This window comes from Methylobacterium guangdongense (assembly GCF_038442355.1).
GTDB classification, from domain to species: Bacteria; Pseudomonadota; Alphaproteobacteria; order Rhizobiales; family Beijerinckiaceae; genus Methylobacterium; species Methylobacterium guangdongense.
In genome coordinates, this window is record NZ_JBBXMX010000012.1 from 139,649 (window position 1) to 159,259 (window position 19,611).

The window sequence follows — 19,611 nt, forward strand, 5'->3', positions numbered from 1 at the left end:
TCTCGTGAGCGCGCCGCTCTCCAACGACGCCGGCCCCTGACGCTTCCGGCAGCGCGTGAACAGCGGCATCGCGAACAACGTCATCATCGCACGCCTCAACCCGCTTCTGCGGAAGTCGGCGCAAGGCGATGTCGCCGTTCGCGTTTGTCCACGCTGTCCACACAAGTCCACCGCGCTTTCGGCACGGACGCCCGAACCGGTTGAACCACGGGGCCGCCCAGTGCTTTGTTCTTCGTATGTTCTATCTAGCCGGGGGCACGGGTGCATCTCAACCGGATCGACGCACTGCTCGTGGACAGCCCCGACGCCGTCCGCGTGCCGCTGATCGGACAAGCGCTGTGCGCCGGCTTCCCATCGCCGGCCGACGACTTCGTCGAGGATGCCCTTGAGCTGCCCCGCTGGCTCGTGCCCAACCCGCCCGCCACGTTCCTGTGGCGCATCAGCGGATCCTCCATGGAGGGCGCGGGCATCTACGACCGCGACCTCGCCTGCGTCGACCGCAGCCTCAAGGCCGCCCACGGCAGCATCGTCGTAGCGGCGATCGACGGCCAGATGTCGTGCAAGCGCCTCGTCGTCGAGGGCAACGTCGCACGGCTCGCCTTCTGCAACCCGGACCTGCCCGTCTTCGCGGTCGAGGAACTCGGCGAGGGCGTAATCTGGGGCGTGGTGCGCTTCTCGATCCGCTGGCACGTCGCCCGCGGACAGCGCGCGTGAGCACCCCCGAGGCCCGGCTGCGCGACCGGATCGGCGGCGGCCGCGCCGTGGCGCTGATCGACGGCAACAGCTTCTACTGCTCGTGCGAGCGCGTGTTCGACCCCAGGCTCGCCCGGGTGCCGGTGATCGTGCTCTCCAACAACGACGGCTGCGCCATCGCCCGGACCGCCGAGGCCAAGGCGCTCGGCATCCGCATGGGCGATCCGTATTTCAAGATCCGCGACCTGTGCCGGGCGCAGGGCGTGCGCGTGTTCTCGTCGAACTACACGCTCTATGGCGACATGTCGGGGCGCACCAACGCGGTCTACCGCCAGTTCAGCACGCAGGTGGAGATCTACTCCATCGACGAGAGCTTCCTGAACCTCACCGACGTGGCGCCCGTGCTGCGGGTCGAACTCGCCCGGGACCTGCGCGCCACCGTGCGGGCCTGGACCGGCATCCCGACCTGTGTCGGCATCGGCCCGACCAAGACGCTGGCCAAGCTCGCCAACCACATCGCCAAGACGGTGCGCGCCCTCGGCGGCGTGTGCGATCTGACCGACCCGGAGGCCTACGCGCACTGGCTGTGCCGGATCCCGGTGGCGGAGGTCTGGGGCATCGGCCGGGCCTCGCTCGCCAAGCTCGAAGCCATGGGCGTCGAGAGCGTGGCGGACCTGCGCGACCTCGACCCGCGGCCGGTGCGCAAGGGCCTGACCGTGGTGGGCGAGCGGATCATCCACGAGCTGCGCGGGCTCGCCTGCCTGCCGCTGGAGCTGGTACCGGCCCGGCGCAAGGGCTGCGCGGTGACCCGCTCGTTCTCCGGCCGGATCGAGGACCGCGCCACCCTGGAGGAGGCTGTGGCCGCCCACGCGACGCGGCTCGGCGAGAAGCTGCGGCGGGAGGGGCTGGGCACCGACCACGTGACGGTGTTCTACCACACGAGCGAGCACGACTGGGGCGCGCCGATGCGCTCGGTCTCGACGACGGTGAGCCTGCCGGAGCACAGCTCGGACACGCTGGCGCTGATCAAGGCGGCGCGGCACGGGGTGGCCAGGACCTGGCGCGAGCCGGGGGAGCAGCCGTGGCGGTACAGCAAGGCGGGGATCGTCACGAACGACCTCGTGCCACTGTCGCACAGCCCGCGGGCGCTGATCGGCGCGCTGGATCGGGCGCGGTCGGGCCCGCTGATGGCGGCGATGGACGCCTGCAACGCGCGCTGGGGCCGGGGCGCGGTGGTGCCGGGGCGGGCGGGGCTGGTGAGCCGGCGGGACTGGAACACGAAGTTCGAGATGCGCACGCCGCGCTACACGACGCAGATTGGCGAGTTGCCGGTGGCGCACGCGTAGAGCGCGGACCGCCCGGCGTTACGATGCTTGGAAGGATCGTCTGCCGTTCGGCTCCCAGGCAGGAGGGGGTGCGACGGACAGCAATTCCGCACCTGCCCGGCAAGCCGGCATTGAAATCATAGATTGTATACAATACTATCGAATTTTCAGCCCGCCACGACGGACGGCGAACAGTTCACCAGGCTGCGGATGCGACCGTTTTTCTCGACCGAGGAAGTTCATCCCAAGAACGCGTTCCGGCGTTGGCGGGAAATGGTTTGCGAGCGCTTGGCGCCCGCCGCGTTGCAGGCCGATGACGCCGAGCGTTTCCAGGGCAAGCTCGAGGTGACCAGTATCGGCAGCGTGCCGATCTCGCACCTCGCCTACACACGCCTGCGGACGGAAGCGACGGCCGACATGATTCGGCAGAGCCGTCGCGACAATCGGATCTATGCCGTCCTGAGGCTTTCCGGGAACGCCAGCTATCAGCAAGGCGACCAGGAGGCGAAGACCCGCCCCGGCGATCTCGTCGTCCTCAACGCGCGTCCGACCGTCTGCATGATGGATATGAACAGTTCGCTGCTGCTCGATCTGCCGCGTGAGCGCTTCGAGAACGTTCTCGGCCCGTCACGGCTGTACAGCGCTCACACGGTCGGTGGGCTCTCGCCTCCACGATCCTGGCCCATACCTACGTGCGAGAGCTTATCCGGGTGGGTAGCCAACTCAGCCCCGACGCAGCCGAACGCATGGCGTCGATCGGGATCGACCTGATCGTGGCCAGCCTGTCCGAACGGATGGCACAGGAGGTGCCGCGTTCCGTGCACGGCAACGTCACGGTTCAGCGCGCCAAAGCCTATGTCGAGGCTCATCTGGGCGATCCCGGTTTGGACCCGCCCCATCTGGCCGCCGCGATGGGGCTGTCGCTCCGCCGGCTACAGGAGTTGTTCCACGAGCGCGGCCGGCACATCTCCGACTATATCTGGGACCGCCGCTTGGAGACGGCGGCGAAGCGGTTGTCCGACCCGGCCTGCGCCCACCTGTCGATCGGCATGCTGGCCTATGGTTGCGGCTTCGCCAGCCAAGCCCATTTCGCCCGACGCTTCAAGGATCGCCACGGTCTGAGCCCGCGTGATTACCGGCGGACGCGAAAGCTGGACTTTTCGTCGATCGCGTCCGCGTTCGGGCCGTCATCCGAGGCAGCCGAGTGACCGCAGCGGGTCGTGGTCGGAGGGGCCGCCGTGGGCGGTTGTCTCCCGCCTGCCCTTGGTGAAAGCAACGTCCTGCCGGCCGCGACCGGCGCCGCGTTCCGGTCATGCAGGGGCCCTTGCGCCGCCTCTCTCCGGTCTGTCGGAGGCTGCACGTCCGGCTTCAAGAACCTTCAGGCCCGGTCCATCAGGCGACTTTCGCGTATGCCTCGTCGGCCGGGGCGTCCCGACGGCCCGCCCCACCGCTGCGCTTTGCGGCATACATCGCTTGATCGGCGGCGATCAGGATCTCGCTCGCGGTCGTTGCATGCGCGGAGGAATGGGCGACACCGATCGAGACGCCCACTGTAACGTCCCGCGTCTGGAGGCGGATCGGGGTCGCGATGGCCGCTGTCAGACGATCGGCAAGGGTCTTTACCGCCCGCCCGTGCAGCGCTGTGCGGAGAAGAATCGCAAATTCGTCCCCGCCGATGCGGGAAATGAGATGATCCGCATCGGTTGCCGAGCGCAACCGCTGCGCGATCGCGATCAGAACGCAGTCGCCCGCCGCGTGACCCAATTGATCGTTGACAGCCTTGAAGCCATCGAGATCGAGGTAGAGAACCACGAAACCGCTCTTGACGCTTTCCGACTGCTCGCAAGCGAGAGTCAATTGCTCGTGGAAATACGTTCGATTGGCCAAGCCCGTGAGACCATCATGTCTCGCCCGGTAAGAAGCTTCCTGGACCGCGATCAGTCGATCGACGACAAGCCGATGGAGGTGGAGCGTTGCCTCCAGCATGACGGGGATGAAGACAATCAGAAACAGACCCGCGAGCTTGATCGGGAGCTCCGGATTCAACAAAGCGCCGTAGATGGTCGGAACGAACATCACCAGCGTCGTGGCAATCGGGATCCAGGGTGTGACGGAGAGGCGTGCGGTGGCTCCGGCGCAGAAGGCGAGGACGAAGCCCAAAGCGAGCAGGGCGGCGGCCGTATCACCCGCGTTGAATGCAACGAGACTCTGAACGCCGATCGTCGTCGCCTGGGCGAGCAGGCCGCCCGCGTGCCAACGATACCACGGTCGAAGCGACGCGAGCGTCGGGGCCGCGCAACGGTGGCGTCGATACAAGAGCAGTACTGTCACGCGGCATAGCCCGATGGCAGCGAGCGCGATTGCGATGGCGAGATCGACGGTCGTTCCGGAGCGACAGGCCAACACCACCGCGCCGACGGAACTCGTGAGGCTGATACCGACGGCCTGAGGGAGGCTGCTCAGCAAATTCTGCAGGAGTTCGACCTTGATGTCATTTGATAGACCCGCTGCGCGCCCGGCAATCCGAAGTCCCATGCCCCGCTCTCCGCAACTCCAGCGAGTGAGCTATAGCGATCCAGACATCTCTACAGTGTTAATTGGCATATTCGACGCTGGCTACATTTCCCGATGCTGCGGATCGCGGTTCGCCTGATCGCGGACGCGTTGAACACGCGGACTATCGCGGCAGCCGCTGAACACCGGCCTCGACGATGCCGAAAATCCCGGCTCCAGCGCGTTGAACGTGGCTTCTTGCCGGTCCGGTTTGGGATCGCGGATCCGCCGAAGCCGACACGATGTCACCGGACCGGCGATCGTGCGGCCGGCGGGTGGAACACGGCAACCACAGGACGTTCCTGTCAACGCCGTACCTGATCGCTCATCACACACTTGAGCTTTGCGACCATAGCGCCGGCCGTCGCAGGCCCGGCGGAAGCGGGCCGTGTTGCGTTCACTTGATCACGAACCAAGCGCGATCGGGTTGGCAGCGTCGCGACAAGGACGCGACACACCGGCTGAGCGGACTTTGCAGCGAGCGTCTGGAACAAGGAACCAACAAACAACCTCGGCGCGCACGTATAAGATTAACAACCACAGGGTGTACTAACCTATAGCAAACACAATCCCGCGATCAGCGACGCTATTAGTTTTTGGTTTCACATTTTTTATAAGTATAGATTGTATATCTGACGTCGGCTTATGATAGAATATCAATGCCATACCGCAACAACGCGAAAATATTCGGGAGGATTGGCAGCGTTGCGCGACTAGTCTCCGGTTATACAGCATCAGATTTCGGCAACGTGGCTACGTTGTTTGCCTTTCTGTCGATTCCGATGCTCATGATCGGCGGAGCTGCTATCGACTACGGTTTTGCCACTCGGCTCGAAACCAAGCTACAGGCCGCCACGGACTCGATCGTTTTGCTTCTCTGTCAGACGCCGCTAAATACAACGGCCGATAATCTCAATACCATGGCCCAGCAAGCGATGAATGGAGCCATGGGAAGCCAAGGTTTAGTCGTTGATCCGTTGACGATAACGCAAAACCCGAGACAAATTACGTTAAAGGCCCACAAATTATCCACGGTCTTCTTCGGAAAACTGACGGGGACGAACGTCATCAATCCGGTGGCCACTGCGCAGTGCGCGACCCCCATGCCGAAAGTTTTCGAAATCGCTTTGGTTTTGGACAACACTGGATCCATGAACAAAGCGGGGGACGACGGAGTGACAAAAATTGCGTCACTGAGATCCGCTGCGAAGAATTTTATCAGCTACATATTCAACAACACCAGCTTTGCATCCGGAACCAAGATTTCCATCGTCCCGTTTGCCGCATCAGTTGCCGTCTCACCGTCGACGTATATGCGCAGAAACTGGGTGGATACGCAGGGGCTATCAAAGTATCACTGGTCGAATGTCGTGGGCGCAGCGTCGGCTGGGTTCAACAGCCGGTTCGATATTTTTGCGAAGCTGAGCAATCAATTCCAGAGCTGGTCGTGGGCCGGATGTTTTGAGTCGCTGCCATACCCCCAGAATGTGACTGACACCGGGGTATCTGGCAATGACAGCCTGTACATACCCTATTTTGCCCCGGACGAGGGTGGTTCTGGGACTGTTGCGCCGGGATACTTTGACGCAAATAAGACTTATGTCGGCACCAATTCTTATCTCGACGACTATACGAATGATCCGCGATGCGCTTACCAGCAGCCGCAAGGTAACAGCACCTCCTACATGACGGCTATGGGCCGTGCCTGTAAATACGCCAAGCCGCAAAACGCAAAGTCAGGCACCTATATTGCAGAGCTTGGACCAAATGGCCCCAACTTCGGATGCACCAGCCAACCGCTCCAACTCCTGACCAATAGCTCCTCTACGCTGTACAACATCGTCGACAACATGACCGCGGGGGGCGTCACGAATATACACGAAGGGTTCATGTGGGGCTGGCGGACGTTGTCTCCCTATAGCGTTCTGTATGATGGCACAGCGTCGGCATACGGATCGGCGACGGTCAATAAAATCATCATCTTGATGACGGATGGAACCAACACATGGCTCGATTGGGGGGCATCTCCCAACAAGTCGCTGTTCTCCTCCAACGGCTTTTTTATGAATGTCGATAAAACCGATCCTGATGCGCATTTTCCCGCGGCAAATCAAAACATCACAACTGGCTCACAGGCACGTGCCGGCTTGGATGCACTGACTCGATTGGCTTGCAGCAACGCGGGAACGGCGAATGTAGCGATATACACAATCGGCCTGAGCGTATCGTCCGATCCGATAGACAATGACGGCATTAGCCTCTTGCAAGACTGCGCCCGCTATGGAAACGGCCTGTACTTTCAAGCAAATAATTCCGATACCTTGATTGCCGCTTTCAGCAAGATAGCAAAGAGCATCGGCAGCCTCAGGATCACACGATGATCCTTCAATACCGCAACACCCTTGCTCAATCTGTATCTGAACGGTCCGTTGCTCAGCGTATGCGAGGGGTCCGTGCTGTACGCGCCCATGCGCTCGCTGTCCGCACCCGAGACGTCTACGACGGTGCCAAGAAGCGTTCCGATGTCAGAACAACGCGCTTCAGGCCGTGCGCGAGAACGTTCTCGTCGACGAACGATCCTTCGGATCTGAAAGACAGAGGCTTGCCGGTTCACATCGGACCAGGCCGACCTCGATCCGTGACGGCGCGGTCCCGCTGTGGGGACCGCACGTCGCTCAGCCTGAAGGCGATCACGATCTGGGGAGGCCGCATCCAGCGCGCTCGCAGCGATGCCGGCTGATCCGAGCCGCACCGCCGGTCGCCGGCGACGACGTCGCTACTCGTCGGCCGAAGCGGCGGGGCCGGAACTGAAGGCCGATGCGGTCAAAGTCACCGCGCCGGCCGCTTGCCGCAATTCATACCGCGCGATGCCGTCCGCGAGCTTGACGAAGCACGCGAGCAGGAACGCAAGCATCAGGCAGCGGCGGACAGTGAGCGCGGGGATCAGCATCGAGGGCGCCTCGGGAGACGCAGGCACCCTATCCGAGCCGGTGCGCGTTGGCTGCCGCGGCGAAAGCACAGCCGCACCGAATGAGAACGGCCGCGCCGTGGCGGACGTCGGGCAAGCTTAAGGCTCGGTGACCGCTTAGAAACGGGAACGGCGCGACACCGCGCTACGGCTCGGCATGCGCCCCGATTGCGAATCGGGCGATGTCATCGGCGGTCGGGGCCTGCACGCTGAACGGGAAGCTCAACGATCGGACGAGTTGTCCGTGGCCGAGACCGGGATAGACGTGCGTCTGCGGAGGGTCCGCGCCATCCTCCAACCGATTCGCGAGGGCGACCGTCCCGGACGGCCGCACGTCCCGATCCTCCGCGCCGGTGAGCAGGAGAAGCGCCGGATGCCGGCTGGCGACATGGTTGATCGGCTGCAGCGCAGGATCGGCGCCCGAGAAGACCTGCCTGTCCAGGGGATCGGTCAGCGCGGAGGTCGCGTAGGGGCCGGCCAGCCCGACGATGCCGGCGAGGTCTGCGGGGCTGGATCCGGCCTGCGTCAGCCACCGCGCGTCGAGCCCCAGCATCGCCGCCGCCCAGGCGCCGGAGGAGTGACCCGCCACGACGACCCGGCGGGGATCGCCGCCGAACTCGGATGCGTGGCCGATCGTCCAGGCGACCGCGGCGGCGTTGTCGGAGAGGATGTCGGTGAGGCTCGCGGCCGGGAAGTGGCGGTACTCGGGGATCACGACGACGAAGCCCTTTCGGGCGAGGGCGGCGCCGACATACGCCACATCCTCCTTGGAGCCGTTGCGCCAACCGCCGCCGTAGAGGAAGACCAGGACCGGGCTCGGCCCCGGGCCGGTCGGCCGGTAGACGTCGGCCTGATGCCCGGTTCCCGCGGCGTAGGCGCGGTTCGTGTCCACATGGACCTCGACCGGGGCGAGCAGGTTCAGGACCAGCAGGGTCGCGCTGACGAGCTTGTCACAGAGAAGGCCTAACATCGGTCGGTCCGTCGCGGTCTGTGGTCATGACCGCGTGCACCACGCGCGAGACCGTCGCGGGTTGCGCGATCCCTGGATCCCCTGCACCGGACAGACTGCCTCGCCTGCCCGAGACACCGTCCCGGATCCGCTCCCCGATCATGGCGATCTAGGGCGGGGAGCGCGCGAAATCTGTCCGTACGGATGGCCTACGTGATTTCCAGCACCCCGAGCCGGTCGGTGACCTGAACGGATACCCGCCGCTCTGGGCGAAGGCCTTCGACGCGCACCGAACCGTCATCCGCGAAGCGATGCAGGCGCAGGCTCCGGGGCTGCCGCGAGAGCAGGATATCGACCGCTCTCGGCGGCACGTCGGGCCGCGCCGCCAGACTGCGCCGATCCCAGCCGTCGATGCCGAGCCAAAGCGGCACCAGCAGCGTGCCGTCCCGCCGGGCGAAGCGGGCCGAGACGAGGTCCGGCGTCGGTGCGGCGGGTTCGGCCTCGATGTCCCCCGGACCGGATGCTGCGGCGCCCCCGCCGAACAGCCGGACGAGGTTGCGCACGGCCGTGAAGGCGGGCGTCGGCCGGCCGTCATAAGCCAGGAGACCGAAACGGCTCTCGGGGTCGCCGTCGCCGTGATCGAAGCTCGAGATCAGCTCGTAGATGTAGGTTCGCCGCACCCCCTGCAGGTAGCTCCACAGGAGCAGGCGCGGCAGGTAGCGGGCCCGGATGCCCTCGGAGACCGGAAGGTGCGCGCTGCCGGTGGCGAGCGCCGTGTGGTAGCCGTTCTCGGTGGCGATCACCGGCGCCGGCCCGAACACCGGCCGGGACGCCGCGATGAAGCGCGCAAGGCTGCCGCCGCCGCCAGTCTCCGGATGCTCGGCGCCCGGATAGGCGTGGATGTTGCCGAGATCGACCACGGCCGCGAGATTGTCGGCCGCCGCGACATTGCCCTGGATGTAGCTCGGTCCGGCGACCCACACGGCGGAGTCCCGCGCGTCCGCCCGCACCGCCCGGAACAGCGCGGTCTGATGATCGGCCGAGAGGCGCGGCAGATCGCGACGGCCGGCGATCGGCGGCTCGTTGCCGCCCTCCGCGATGACGAGGCCGCCGGCGGCCCATCGGGCGATCGCGGCGAATTGGTCCGGGGGGACGCGCGGACCCGGGGTCAGCCCGTCGTAGAAGACGAGGCTGAAGCGGTAGCCGCGTGCCGCGAGGGTGGCGATCCGCGCGAACTGCCCGGCCGGCTCGCCACCGGTGAGCACGATGTCGTCCCGCAGGTGCCGCACGCCGAGCGTGTCGAGGGCCTCCGCACAGGCCGCGAAGCGCTCGACATAGGGTGTGCCGCCATGGCCGAGATGGACGTTCACGCCGATCGCGTCGATCAGATCCTCGCACCGGTGCACGGGCGCGGCGGCCTCGGCCTGGCCGGCCGCGAGGGCACCCGCCGCCAGCGCCAGGGCCGAGCGGCGCGTCAGGGCGCTCATGCCCGGCCCGTCACGGCCTGCAACCAGCCCGACACGGTCGGGGCGGGTCGTTTCGCCTGCACCGCCGGGGCGCGCCGGACGGCGCGCAGGAGGTCGCGCACGGCCAGTCCGAGGGCGGCCTGAGCGTCGACGGAACCGAGGTTGTGGTCCGCCCCCGGCACGATCGTCACGGGCGCGCCGAGGCGCCTTGTGACCCGGTCGGCGTCGCGGCCGAGCTGGCGGCGCAGGGCGCCGAGGCCGGGGTCGCCCGCGCTGTAGAGCAGGCGGAGCGCGGCGCCGCGGCGCCGGATCGCGGCGACCCGCCGTGTCACCGATCCGCCCGGAGGCCCCGGACGGAGGGCGCGGCGCAGCCGCCGCAGCGCCGCATCGAGACCGCGCCGGGCCAGGACGCCGCCGATCGCGCGGACCCGGATCTGCCCGCGGATCAGCCGGCGCCACGTGTCGCCCTGCTTGAGGAGCGCCGCGTAGGTGGCGGCGCTGCCGTAGGTCTGGCGGATCACGCTGTCGACGCTCTGCTCCGGGTCCCAGTCGAAGCAGTAGAGATTGACCAGCAGCGCCCCATCGATCCGCGGATCCCGGCAGAGTGCGTGGAAGGCCGCATAGGCGCCGCTGCACCCGCCGACGAGCACGATCGGGCCGCCGCCGGCCGCGTGATCCACCGCCCGGATCACGTCCGCGAAGCCGTCCGGCGCGAAGAGCGGCCGGCTTCCATCCGGCCGGTCGACGCTGTCGCCGACGCCGGCAACGTCGAAGCGGAACGAGGCGACGCCCTCGGCGGCGAGGCTCCGGGCGAGCCGCGTGGTCTGCCGGCCCCAGCCGGAGCGGACGGTCATGCCGGTGGAGACGAAGAGAAGCGTCGGCGCACCGGGCTCCGGCCGCTGCGGCGCGCAGCCGATGCCGAACAGGCCCGGGGCGATTCGAACCGGCGCCTCGGTCCAGCCGGGGCCGGCCAGGGACGCCGGGGGCGGCACTGTCGCGGCCGCCTCCGCCGCAGCGGCTCCCTCCACCGCGAAGGCGGCGATGCGGGCGAAGTCGGCTTCCGGCACAGTCACGAAGATCGGATCGCCCACGAGATGTGGCAGGCCCGCGAAGGGGCCGGTCTCGACGGCGCAGCCGAGGGTGCTGAAGCGCGTGGCCAGCGCGCCCGGATCGGTGGCGAGGAGCAGAACGCCGGCCAGCGGCGCGGTCGCGATCCGCGCCAGGTTCAGCGCGGACAGCTCGGCCTGAAAAGCGGCATCCATGCGGAAGCCGCCGACCGTGAGGGCTTCGGGATCCGCGGGCGGGGCCGAGCCGTCGGGCAGGCGCCCGATCGTCTGCGCCCGCAACCGCATCTCGCGCAGATACGCGCGTCCGGTGGTGACCGGCGCCAGCAGGACGAGCCGATCGACGGGCTCTGCCTCGGCGGCGAGCGCCGCGAAGGCCGCGCCCAGGCGTAGGCCGACGAGGACGATCTCGGTGACGCCGGCCGTCTCGCGCAGGAACCGGACGGCGTGGCGAATGGCGGCCACGCAGGCCGCGACGCCGGTCGCGTCGGGATCGGTGGAATCGCCTTCACCCGGATAGTCGAAGCGCAGGGTCGGGCAGCCCGCCCCGGCCAGCCGCTCGGCCAGCGCCCGCCAGGGGCGGTACGCCGCCATCTGCTCGAACCCATAGGCGCCGCAGAGCACCACGCCCCGCCGCCCCGCGGCCGGATGGAGCCAGCCGAACAGACCCTCGAACGTCACCGGCGTCGGGTCGCGCCGGCTGGGGGAGGGGGCTGCGGCGGGCCGGGTCTCAGGCGTCATCTCAGACGTCATGGCCGAACTCCACGCACTCGGTGCCGTTGATGGCCCGCACGGTTCCGCGGGGCAGCCGCGGACGATCCGGAAAGGCGATGAGCCGGGAGGTCCCGGGCGCGAGATGGAAGCCGCTGTCGGCGGGGCGCGCGTCGGGGGTGAGGATCTGTACGCCGAACGCGAAGCGCGCGGCGCCGATCCGCAGGGCAGGCCCGGCCTCCGTCGTCACCGGCTCGGCGGTGAGGCCGATCGCTTCCGGGGTGATCGGACGCGGACCCGGAACGTGAAACGCCTCGGCGACGACCGACCCGCCAGCGTCGATCAGACACGCATGGGCGAGGTCATGGACCCGCGGGCCGAACCGGTAGCTGTCGGTGGCGTCGTAGAAGCGGCCGAGAAGCTCGGCCGACGTCAGTGTCAGCACCGCGCGGGCTTCGAGCACGACGGTGCGTTCGGCCCGCGCCGCGACGCGGCCGCCACGATCGGCAAAGGTGAGCGTCACCGTCAGGGCGCGGGTGTCCGCCGTCTCGTTGAGGATGTGGAGGTGCAGGCCGTCCAGCCCCTCGTCGGTCAGGATGACCTGCACGGGACGGAAGGCGCGCTTCAGGGCGTACCACGCGGATTTGGGGCGCTGCGTCCAGTCGATCACGCCCCAGCCGGCCCCCGGCCCGAGGTCGCGCAGCATCAGGACGAGGCCGCCGGCGGTCGGCGAACGCGGGCGGCGCCACTCCGCGAAGGTCGCCTCCATGGCCTCGGCCACGGCCGCGCGGCCGAGATCGAGATACCGCTCCGGGTCCTCGGCACGCAGCGCGGCAGGGTCGACGCCGTAGAGGTGGTCGACATAGTGATCGCGGACCGTCTCGAAATCCCAGTCGGCACCCCGGTCGCGGGGGATGCCGGCCATCCAAGCCGGATCGGTCGGACCCGCCGGGCCCGGGGTGCCCGGCTCGGGCGGGTTGGCGAAGGCGAGGCATTCGCTGGCGAACCCGACCTCGGCCCGGCGGGCATCGTCGAGGGGCCGGCAATAGGCGCCGACGCCGAAATAATGGGTGCAGCCGCCGCGCGGCGCGAAAGGGAGGGCGCCCCCGAAGGGCGAATTCGGCACGACCACGATGTCGGGGCGTTGGGCTGCCACCAATGCCGGCAGCGTCGTCTCGCAGAAGGCGTCGGCCCAGATCGCGCGCGGCGCGCCCAGCATGGCGGCCTGCTGCCAGACCTCGCTGCCGCCGCACAGGATGGCGAGGGACGGCGCTCCCTGGGTCTGATCGAGGAAGGCGGCGACCTCCCGGGTCAGGGCCGCAGAGAACTCGGGGTCGCCGTGCGGATAGTCGAAGTTGGCGAGCATCAGGTCCTGCCAGACCAGGATGCCGAGTTCGTCGCAGAGATCGAAGAAGTCGGTCGCGGGGTAGAGCGTCGTGCCGGGCACGCGCAGCATGTTCATCCCGGCCTCGCGGGCGAGCGTGAGCAGCGTCCGCGTCCCGTCAGAGCCGAGGCCGACGAGATCCGGCGGCGTCCAGACGGCGCCGCGGCAGAAGACCGGCACGCCGTTGACGGCGAGCGATAGGCCCGTTTCTGAGGGCGCGCGATGTTCACACGCCGGCTCTTGCGAGGCGCGACCGGCCCCCTCTCCCGTGCGGGAGAGGTCTGCTTTCGCAGAAAGCCGGGTGAGGGATGCGACCTCTCCGGACAGGTCTCGCCCCTCACCCTGTCCCTCTCCCGCACGGGAGGGGGGACCCGCGCCCCGTCCCGCCACCGTATCGCCGCGGACGATGCTTGAATCCGGACCCTCGAAGGGCCGAGTCAGCGACAGGGATCGGAAACCCACGCGGCCGAGATCGACGGTCGCCCCGTCAACGCAGACGGAGACCGCATGGAGATTCGGCACGCCATGGGTATGCGGCCACCAGGGGGTGGTTCCCGGCAGCACCAGTTCGCCCACGAACTGGCCGGGGGCGGTCTCGGCAAGCGCCGTCTCACGCCCGTCGCACCGGAGCGTGACAGCCCCGGCCCGACCCTCGACGGTCAGTCGGGCGGTCAGGCGACCGGTGTCGCCGTCGAGGATGGCGTGGAGTTCGGCCGAGACGACGCCAGGGCGCACGGTCTCTACGGTGATCGGCCGATAGGGGCCGACATGGTCGATCTCGGGGGCCCAGCCCGGCATGAAGCCCAGCGCGGTGGTGCGGACATGGCGCAGCGAGCCCGGCGTGATCATCCGCGGCCGCCAGCGCCCGCGCTTGGCCGGCCGGTCGAGCTCGGCGCGCAGGGACCGGAAGCAGAGCGCGAGGTCGGATTCGGCGGCGAGGTCGATCTCCACCGCGTACGGCTCGAACATCGAGCGGCCGGTGAGGATCGGCACGCCGTCGAGCCAGACCTCGGTAAGCGTCGCCAAGCCCTCGAAGCGCAGGCGGAACCGCCCGGGGCCGGCGAGCCGCGTCCGATACCAGACGTCCCGATCGTGGATCGGCGTCGGCGCCGTCTCCGACCAGCGATTGGCGGCGCGCAGGGCCGCTGCGGCGGTCCCCGGAACCGCGGCCGGGATCCAGTCGGTGACAGCGTCGAGATCGCCCGGCCCCGCGCAGGCGCCGGGAGGCGTCAGGGCGAGCCGCCAGGGACCCGGCAGGTCCTGAGGCGCCCGTCCGTCGACGCTGCGGATGAGGGCCATGGCCTGCCCTAGCGGCCGAGCGCGGCGTCCAGGGACGCGAAGACGCGGTCGTAGGTCGCCGCCGCCTTGTCGAGGCGCGGCGCCAGCCCCTCTGCCTTGCGCCGGTGGAAGGCGCGGGCGAGCTGGAACTGGAACGCCTTCGCCTCCCGGCTCAGCTCGGCGGCCGCCTCGGCGGCGGGCGCGAAGGCGCCGGCACCGTTGGCGTCGAGCCAGTTGAGGTGGCTCGCCAGCATCTCGAAATTCGCGCCGAGCTGCCGGGTCGTATTGAACGCGTAGGCGTGGAACACGCTGAGCGGCTGGACCACGAGGCCGTCGGCGGTGATCGCCAGCGCGTCGCGGAACGCCGTGACCGGATTGCGCGTCGGCGCCCGGGCGCGATGTCTCGCGAGCAACTCCAGCGCGACGCCCGGCAGCTCCGAGGCTGGCAGGGGCGGCGCGACCGCCTTCACGAATTCCGCGTAGGGCGGCAGCGTCGCGGGCCCGAAGATCCCGGCGTAATCGGCGCCCGAGAGCCGGAAGCGGCCGGCATTGTGCAGGTAGTCGAGTTCCGCGGTCTCGGGATCCAGGGCCAGGATGCCGATCGTCGTCTTGCCGTGGTCCCGGCCGTAGGTGGTGCCGTGCGTGTCGGGCAGGTGGATCGCGTCGACCTCGACCAGCACCGGCCGGCCCGCCGCCATCTGCATCAGGGCGTGCGATTCCAGGCCCGCATAGACCGCGAGTTCCAGCACCTCCAGGCCGTAGAGCCGCTCGATGTCGCCGGGCGGCGGCTTGAAGAAGGTGAACTGGTCGCCCTCGAAATCCTGCCGCAGGGTGAAGCCCAGCATCGCTTCGGGCACGAGGCCGCGGCCGTGCAGCAGCTCGATCCAGAGATCGACGTAGCAGTTGGTCTCGGGCCAATCCCGCGCCCCGTCATGGAGCGGGTGCGGGATGTAGGGGCCCGCGTTTCCGAGCCCCGCGGGCAGGCGCAACGCGGCGGTCATGGGCTCAGCCCCAGAGGGCATCGCGCACGGCCTCGGGCCATGCGGCGAGGTCGAGGCCGTGGTGCTTGAGCAGCGCCAGGGTGATCCGCTCCAGGCCGAACCCGACGCAGGCCGTGTGGGCGACGCTGCCGTCGGCCTGGCGCAGCTCCCAGGTGCTGCCGAAATGGTCCTGGTGGTAGTTGAAGCTCAGGCAGGCGGTCGGCTTCTCGACGCTGTTGACCGGCACGTTCAGCTCGAACTTGAGGCCCTGCGCCCGCTGGTTGTTGGCGAGCATCCGGCCGGCGCGGCCGAAGAACGGGTCGTTGGCGGCGTCGATGGCGAGCGGCAGGCCGAGGTCGCGCATCATGGCGGTGCCGCGCTCCAGCCAGGATTCGCGGAAGGCCAGCACCTGCTCGGGGCTGCCCATGCGCACGTATTCGCGCATCCGGAACAGCTGCATCCGGGTCGGCTCCAGCGAGGGCTCGCGCCGGAAGCAGTAGGATTGCAGGTCGAACAGGCGCCCCTCGGCGGGCAGCGCCCCGCGCGCGGCGGCCACCGGGTAGAGCGGGTAGCAGGCGGCGGGCGTCAGGACGACGTCGGTGGCCACTTGCTGGCCGGTCCAGTCGCGGCCCTCCTCGACGCAGGCCAGGATCTCGGCATGTCCCGCCCCGTCGCCACAGAAGCTGTGGATCGTGCCGGCGAGGTTCGGGAAGCCCTTGAGGTAGCCGCTGCGCTCGAAGGCCGGCCGGCTCATGCCGGGCGGGAAGCGCATCACCTCGGCGCCGTCCGCGGCCCCGAGCCGGCTGATCAGCCGGTCGAGGGCCTCGACCACGCTCTCGAAGGCGCCGCTGCGGCCGTAGAGGCCGTCGACCCCGGTGCGGATGAGCAGGCCGTGGTCGAACAGCCGGTCGAGGAAGGTCGGGGCGCCGACGGGCTCCTCGTCGAGGAGCATCTCGGCCTGGGGAGAGGAGATCGAGTCCATCACGCGCTCATGAGCTGGCCGCTGCCCTTCTGCACGAGCAGGAGCTTGGCGGTGTTGGCGAGGATGCGGTCGTTGCCGATCATCAGCGGCGCCGAGAGGACGTCGCGCAGCGGTCGGCCGAGGCTGAAGGGCGTGTCGTTCTTGTAGCCGGAGAGCCCCACGATCGAGAGGGCGCGGCGCACGATGTCGACCGCCATGTCGGAGACGGAGACCTTCAGGTTGTTGAGCATCACGCTGAAGCCGAGCGAGCCGATCGTGTCGGCATCCCCGTGGGCATCCTCGTACCGGCGGAGCGCCGCCACGACGGTGCCGCGCATGGCCTGATGCGCATTGACGACCTCGGCGAGCCGGAGCGCCGTCGGCGGCACTTTGCCGGGGGCGCGGCGCGCCTCGGCCTGCACGAAGGCCCGGGCACGATCGACCGCGTAGGTGGCGATGCCGTACCACACGCTGCTCCAGAGCAGGTGCGAGGAGGCCAGCATCGACACGGCGGCGATCTCCGCGAAGGGCTTGGGCAGGATCTGCTCGACCGGCACGTCCCGGGCCTCCAGGCGGAAGCCGTCGCTGCAGGTGCCGCGCATGCCGAGCGTGTCCCACTGGCTGGTGCGGTCGAGCGAGATCTGATCGGCCATCAGCGCGACCAGCACCTGATCGGAGGTCGCGGCCTCGGGGTGACGGCGGGCCGTGGCGAGGATCAGGTCGGCCTGCGCCCCGTAGGAGATCACGGAGGCGTCCTTGCCGAGCGAGAAGGTCTCGCCCTTGGTTTCGACCGCGCAGAGGGAGTTGCGCAGGTCGCCGCCGATGCCGGCCTCGGTGGTCGAGGAGGCGACGAGCAATTGCTCGCGGGCGATCCGCTCCATCAGCCGGCAGTGCCACGCGCTGTCGAGCCCGTGGGTCACGAGGCTCGACACCTTGATGTGGTGCATCGCGAAGACCATCGCGGCCGCGCTGCAGGCATGGCCGAGCGTGCTGCAGACCTCGGCGATCTGCACCAGCCCGGCGCCTTCGCCGCCGAACTGTCCCGGGATCTGGAGGCCCAGAAGGCGCTCGTCCTTCAGGGCGGCGACCGCTTCGGCGGGGAAGCGGCCCTCGCGGTCGACGGCGTCGGCGTGGCGTGCCGCCACCGCCGCCGCCCGCTCTGCACGCGCGGCGAGGGTGCTCATGCGGCTTCCTGCCGGATCAAGGTGGAGACGGCCTCGCTGATCGCGCGGATCGACGAGAACGACTTGCGGTTGAGAAGTTCGTCGGGGAATTCGACGTTGAAGCGTTCCTCCAGGGCCAGCATCAGCTGCACCGAGCCGAAGGAATCGAGGCCCAGGTCGAACAGGCTGTCGTCGTCGCCGAGCTGATCGGCCTTCCCGGCGAAGGCTTCGTTCGAGCCCAGGATTTCGCGAATATCTTGAGCGATGTTCAAGGCGGAACTCCTTAATGAACTGGTCAGCACTTTATTGATCCGCCACGCAGGGCGTCAAATATTCTACGGATTAATAGTAAATTTCCATCGGCCCTGGGGCCGGCAGAAGCGTGGCCGTAGGCAGAGGTTCCCTGCGAAACCGCTTCGCGCATACTGTCCGCATCCGCCTTTCTAACCAATTTCCAGACTGATTCGACCAGTGTTTCAGCTTGGGCATGTGGACAAGACTGTCCTTGACGGCCTGTTCGGCTTTTTGCAGCCTGGTCATTCAGCAAGAATCGGATGAGTCCGTGACTCGGCGGTGCGGGATCCGGCATGGTGCCCGTCTTCGCGCCCGCACGGGCGGACGATGTCCCGCGGGCAGCTGGCGAGCCATGCTCTACAATCTGCAGATCCTGCGCGCCCTCGCGGCCTACCTCGTCTTCCTGACCCATCTCGGCCAGTACGCCGGTTCGATCCTGCCGCGGCCGGACTTCCTGGCCTTCGGGGCCGCCGGCGTGGACGTGTTCTTCGTTCTGTCCGGCTTCATCATGTTCGTCAGCACGAGCGGGCGCGGCGAAGGCGTCGGCGCGTTCCTGACGCGGCGGGTCGCCCGCGTGGTGCCGGTCTACTGGCTGGTCACCGGCATCATCGCGCTCCTGGCGCTCGCCGGCCTGAAGCCGATCGGGGTCATGGAGTTCCGGTTGGAATACCTGATCCAGTCGCTGCTCTTCGTGCCGTTCTCGCGGGGCGGCTACATCGAGCCGCTGGTCTCGGTCGGCTGGACCCTCAATTACGAGATGTTTTTCTACGCGGTCTTCGCCGGGCTGCTGCTGGTGCCGGTCCTCGCCCACCGGGTGATCGCCGCGGCCGGGATCTTTCTCGTATTGGCGCTGCTGGGCCTTCTGCCGGTCTCCGGGCTGTACTGGACCTTCTATACGAAGCCGATCGTACTGGAATTCGCCGCCGGCATCGGCCTCGGCTACGCGTATCTGCGGCTGCCCGCCCCAGCTCCGGGCTTTCCCGTCCGGCGCGTGGCCGGCGCCGCGTTCGTGGCGGCGGGGCTGCTCGTCCTCGCCGGGCAGGTCACGGCCTACGCCCTCGGCGTGGAGGGCGAGTTGACCGGCTTCGCCCGGCCCCTGGTTTGGGGATCGGCCGCCAGCCTCGTGGTGGGTGCGATGCTGCTCCTGGAGCGGAGCGGCGTCACGCTCCGGTCGCGCTGGCTCCTGTCCCAGGGGAACGCCAGCTACTCCTTCTATCTGGTCCACAACCTGATGCTGCACACGACCTCCAAGGTCGTGGCGCTCCTGCCCGTGACGGGCGCCCTGCGCGTCGGCCTGATCTTCCTGATCGCGTTCACCGCGGCGGCCCTGGCCGGGGAGGTCCTGTTCCGCCGCGTCGAAGCCCCGCTGAACGCCGCCTTGCGCCGCCGCCTCGATCGCCGACCGTCTCCCCGGATCCGGACGCGCGTGCTCCCCGCCGAAGCGGAAACCGGTTCGGCGCAGGAGAGCGCGTCGAGACACAGGCTTCGCGCTCGGCCGGATCGCGACACGATCGGGCACGGCTCGCGCGCGCTGACGCCCTAGCCAAGGCGCGACCAGACGGCCGTCTCCGGCCACTGGCCGAGGCCGGTGACCCGCCGTTGCCGCGCCGCTCGCGCCGGCAAACGGAGATAATTTATCCGGGATAATGTTAACCATCAATCAGGATGAATATTAAGGCTGTGAGGCATCCTTGCAGCTGCAGTAAGCACTAATGGCACTGGACCGAATCGTATTCACTCCTTTTTTAAGTGCTGGGCCTCATCTACCTTCCGTATGCGCCCCCGCTCACCGTCCCTCGTGAGGTCGACAGGCGGAAAGTCA

14 protein-coding genes and 1 pseudogene are annotated in these 19,611 nt (G+C 68.2%); 5 read left to right on the forward strand and 10 right to left on the reverse strand.

The window, feature by feature from the left end; genetic code table 11:
- Positions 1–261 precede the first annotated feature (261 nt).
- From AAHG09_RS21380 to AAHG09_RS31975, 3 genes and pseudogenes are all read left to right on the forward strand, one after another.
- The gene (locus tag AAHG09_RS21380; protein WP_342109503.1) at positions 262–714 is read left to right on the forward strand and encodes a LexA family protein; all 453 of its coding nucleotides are present in this window, start codon (positions 262–264) and stop codon (positions 712–714) included.
- Complete coding sequence (locus tag AAHG09_RS21385) at positions 711–2,039, forward strand: Y-family DNA polymerase (protein WP_342109504.1); 1,329 nt, start codon at positions 711–713, stop codon at positions 2,037–2,039. Before AAHG09_RS21380 ends, AAHG09_RS21385 begins: the two co-directional genes overlap by 4 nt.
- Positions 2,040–2,228: 189 nt before the next feature.
- A pseudogene (locus tag AAHG09_RS31975) lies at positions 2,229–3,226 on the forward strand (helix-turn-helix domain-containing protein).
- Positions 3,227–3,410: 184 nt separating this feature from the next.
- Here AAHG09_RS31975 and AAHG09_RS21400 read toward each other — a convergent pair.
- Positions 3,411–4,553 carry a GGDEF domain-containing protein gene (locus tag AAHG09_RS21400; RefSeq protein ID WP_342109507.1) on the reverse strand — a complete coding sequence of 381 codons (1,143 nt, stop codon included), beginning with the start codon at positions 4,551–4,553 and terminating at the stop codon, positions 3,411–3,413.
- Positions 4,554–5,230: 677 nt separating this feature from the next.
- Between AAHG09_RS21400 and AAHG09_RS21405 the strand changes: the two genes are divergently transcribed.
- On the forward strand, positions 5,231–6,952 hold the full coding sequence (locus tag AAHG09_RS21405) for a pilus assembly protein TadG-related protein (RefSeq protein WP_342109508.1): 1,722 nt from the start codon (positions 5,231–5,233) through the stop codon (positions 6,950–6,952).
- Between the two features lie 395 nt (positions 6,953–7,347).
- Here the strand turns inward: AAHG09_RS21405 and AAHG09_RS21410 are convergent, their stop codons facing one another.
- The 9 genes from AAHG09_RS21410 to AAHG09_RS21450 form a co-directional block, all read right to left on the reverse strand.
- Positions 7,348–7,521, reverse strand: coding sequence for a hypothetical protein (locus tag AAHG09_RS21410; RefSeq protein ID WP_342109509.1), 174 nt, complete (start codon positions 7,519–7,521; stop codon positions 7,348–7,350).
- Positions 7,522–7,684: 163 nt separating this feature from the next.
- Positions 7,685–8,509, reverse strand: a complete 825-nt coding sequence (locus tag AAHG09_RS21415) for an alpha/beta hydrolase (RefSeq protein WP_342109510.1) — start codon at positions 8,507–8,509, stop codon at positions 7,685–7,687.
- A gap of 188 nt (positions 8,510–8,697) precedes the next feature.
- Positions 8,698–9,975: a hypothetical protein gene (locus AAHG09_RS21420; RefSeq protein WP_342109511.1), complete on the reverse strand. Its 1,278-nt coding sequence runs from the start codon at positions 9,973–9,975 to the stop codon at positions 8,698–8,700.
- Positions 9,972–11,771: an alpha/beta fold hydrolase gene (locus tag AAHG09_RS21425; RefSeq protein ID WP_342109512.1), complete on the reverse strand. Its 1,800-nt coding sequence runs from the start codon at positions 11,769–11,771 to the stop codon at positions 9,972–9,974. Before AAHG09_RS21425 ends, AAHG09_RS21420 begins: the two co-directional genes overlap by 4 nt.
- A complete protein-coding gene (locus tag AAHG09_RS21430) occupies positions 11,761–14,412 on the reverse strand; it encodes a glycosyl hydrolase 2 galactose-binding domain-containing protein (protein ID WP_342109513.1) in 2,652 nt (883 codons plus the stop codon). Before AAHG09_RS21430 ends, AAHG09_RS21425 begins: the two co-directional genes overlap by 11 nt.
- A gap of 8 nt (positions 14,413–14,420) precedes the next feature.
- Positions 14,421–15,392: a DUF1839 family protein gene (locus AAHG09_RS21435; protein ID WP_342109514.1), complete on the reverse strand. Its 972-nt coding sequence runs from the start codon at positions 15,390–15,392 to the stop codon at positions 14,421–14,423.
- Between the two features lie 4 nt (positions 15,393–15,396).
- Entirely contained in the window at positions 15,397–16,323 is a 927-nt protein-coding gene (locus AAHG09_RS21440; RefSeq protein WP_342109538.1) for an amino acid--[acyl-carrier-protein] ligase, read from the reverse strand.
- A gap of 29 nt (positions 16,324–16,352) precedes the next feature.
- Positions 16,353–17,516 (reverse strand): acyl-CoA dehydrogenase family protein, encoded by a 1,164-nt coding sequence (locus AAHG09_RS21445; RefSeq protein WP_342109515.1) that lies wholly within the window; start codon positions 17,514–17,516, stop codon positions 16,353–16,355.
- A complete protein-coding gene (locus tag AAHG09_RS21450) occupies positions 17,513–17,767 on the reverse strand; it encodes an acyl carrier protein (RefSeq protein WP_342109539.1) in 255 nt (84 codons plus the stop codon). The genes AAHG09_RS21445 and AAHG09_RS21450 overlap by 4 nt, the downstream gene beginning before the upstream one ends.
- A 374-nt stretch (positions 17,768–18,141) precedes the next feature.
- Between AAHG09_RS21450 and AAHG09_RS21455 the strand changes: the two genes are divergently transcribed.
- The gene (locus AAHG09_RS21455; RefSeq protein WP_342109517.1) at positions 18,142–19,332 is read left to right on the forward strand and encodes an acyltransferase family protein; all 1,191 of its coding nucleotides are present in this window, start codon (positions 18,142–18,144) and stop codon (positions 19,330–19,332) included.
- Positions 19,333–19,611 lie beyond the last annotated feature (279 nt).

Coding starts and splice junctions, on each gene's coding strand:
- AAHG09_RS21400 (WP_342109507.1), bottom strand. CDS start 4,553: ATGGGACTTCGGATTGCCGGGCGCGCAGCGGGTCTATCAAATGACATC.
- AAHG09_RS21405 (WP_342109508.1), top strand. CDS start 5,231: ATGCCATACCGCAACAACGCGAAAATATTCGGGAGGATTGGCAGCGTT.
- AAHG09_RS21410 (WP_342109509.1), bottom strand. CDS start 7,521: ATGCTGATCCCCGCGCTCACTGTCCGCCGCTGCCTGATGCTTGCGTTC.
- AAHG09_RS21415 (WP_342109510.1), bottom strand. CDS start 8,509: ATGTTAGGCCTTCTCTGTGACAAGCTCGTCAGCGCGACCCTGCTGGTC.
- AAHG09_RS21420 (WP_342109511.1), bottom strand. CDS start 9,975: ATGAGCGCCCTGACGCGCCGCTCGGCCCTGGCGCTGGCGGCGGGTGCC.
- AAHG09_RS21425 (WP_342109512.1), bottom strand. CDS start 11,771: ATGACGTCTGAGATGACGCCTGAGACCCGGCCCGCCGCAGCCCCCTCC.
- AAHG09_RS21430 (WP_342109513.1), bottom strand. CDS start 14,412: ATGGCCCTCATCCGCAGCGTCGACGGACGGGCGCCTCAGGACCTGCCG.
- AAHG09_RS21435 (WP_342109514.1), bottom strand. CDS start 15,392: ATGACCGCCGCGTTGCGCCTGCCCGCGGGGCTCGGAAACGCGGGCCCC.
- AAHG09_RS21440 (WP_342109538.1), bottom strand. CDS start 16,323: ATGCTCCTCGACGAGGAGCCCGTCGGCGCCCCGACCTTCCTCGACCGG.
- AAHG09_RS21445 (WP_342109515.1), bottom strand. CDS start 17,516: ATGAGCACCCTCGCCGCGCGTGCAGAGCGGGCGGCGGCGGTGGCGGCA.
- AAHG09_RS21455 (WP_342109517.1), top strand. CDS start 18,142: ATGCTCTACAATCTGCAGATCCTGCGCGCCCTCGCGGCCTACCTCGTC.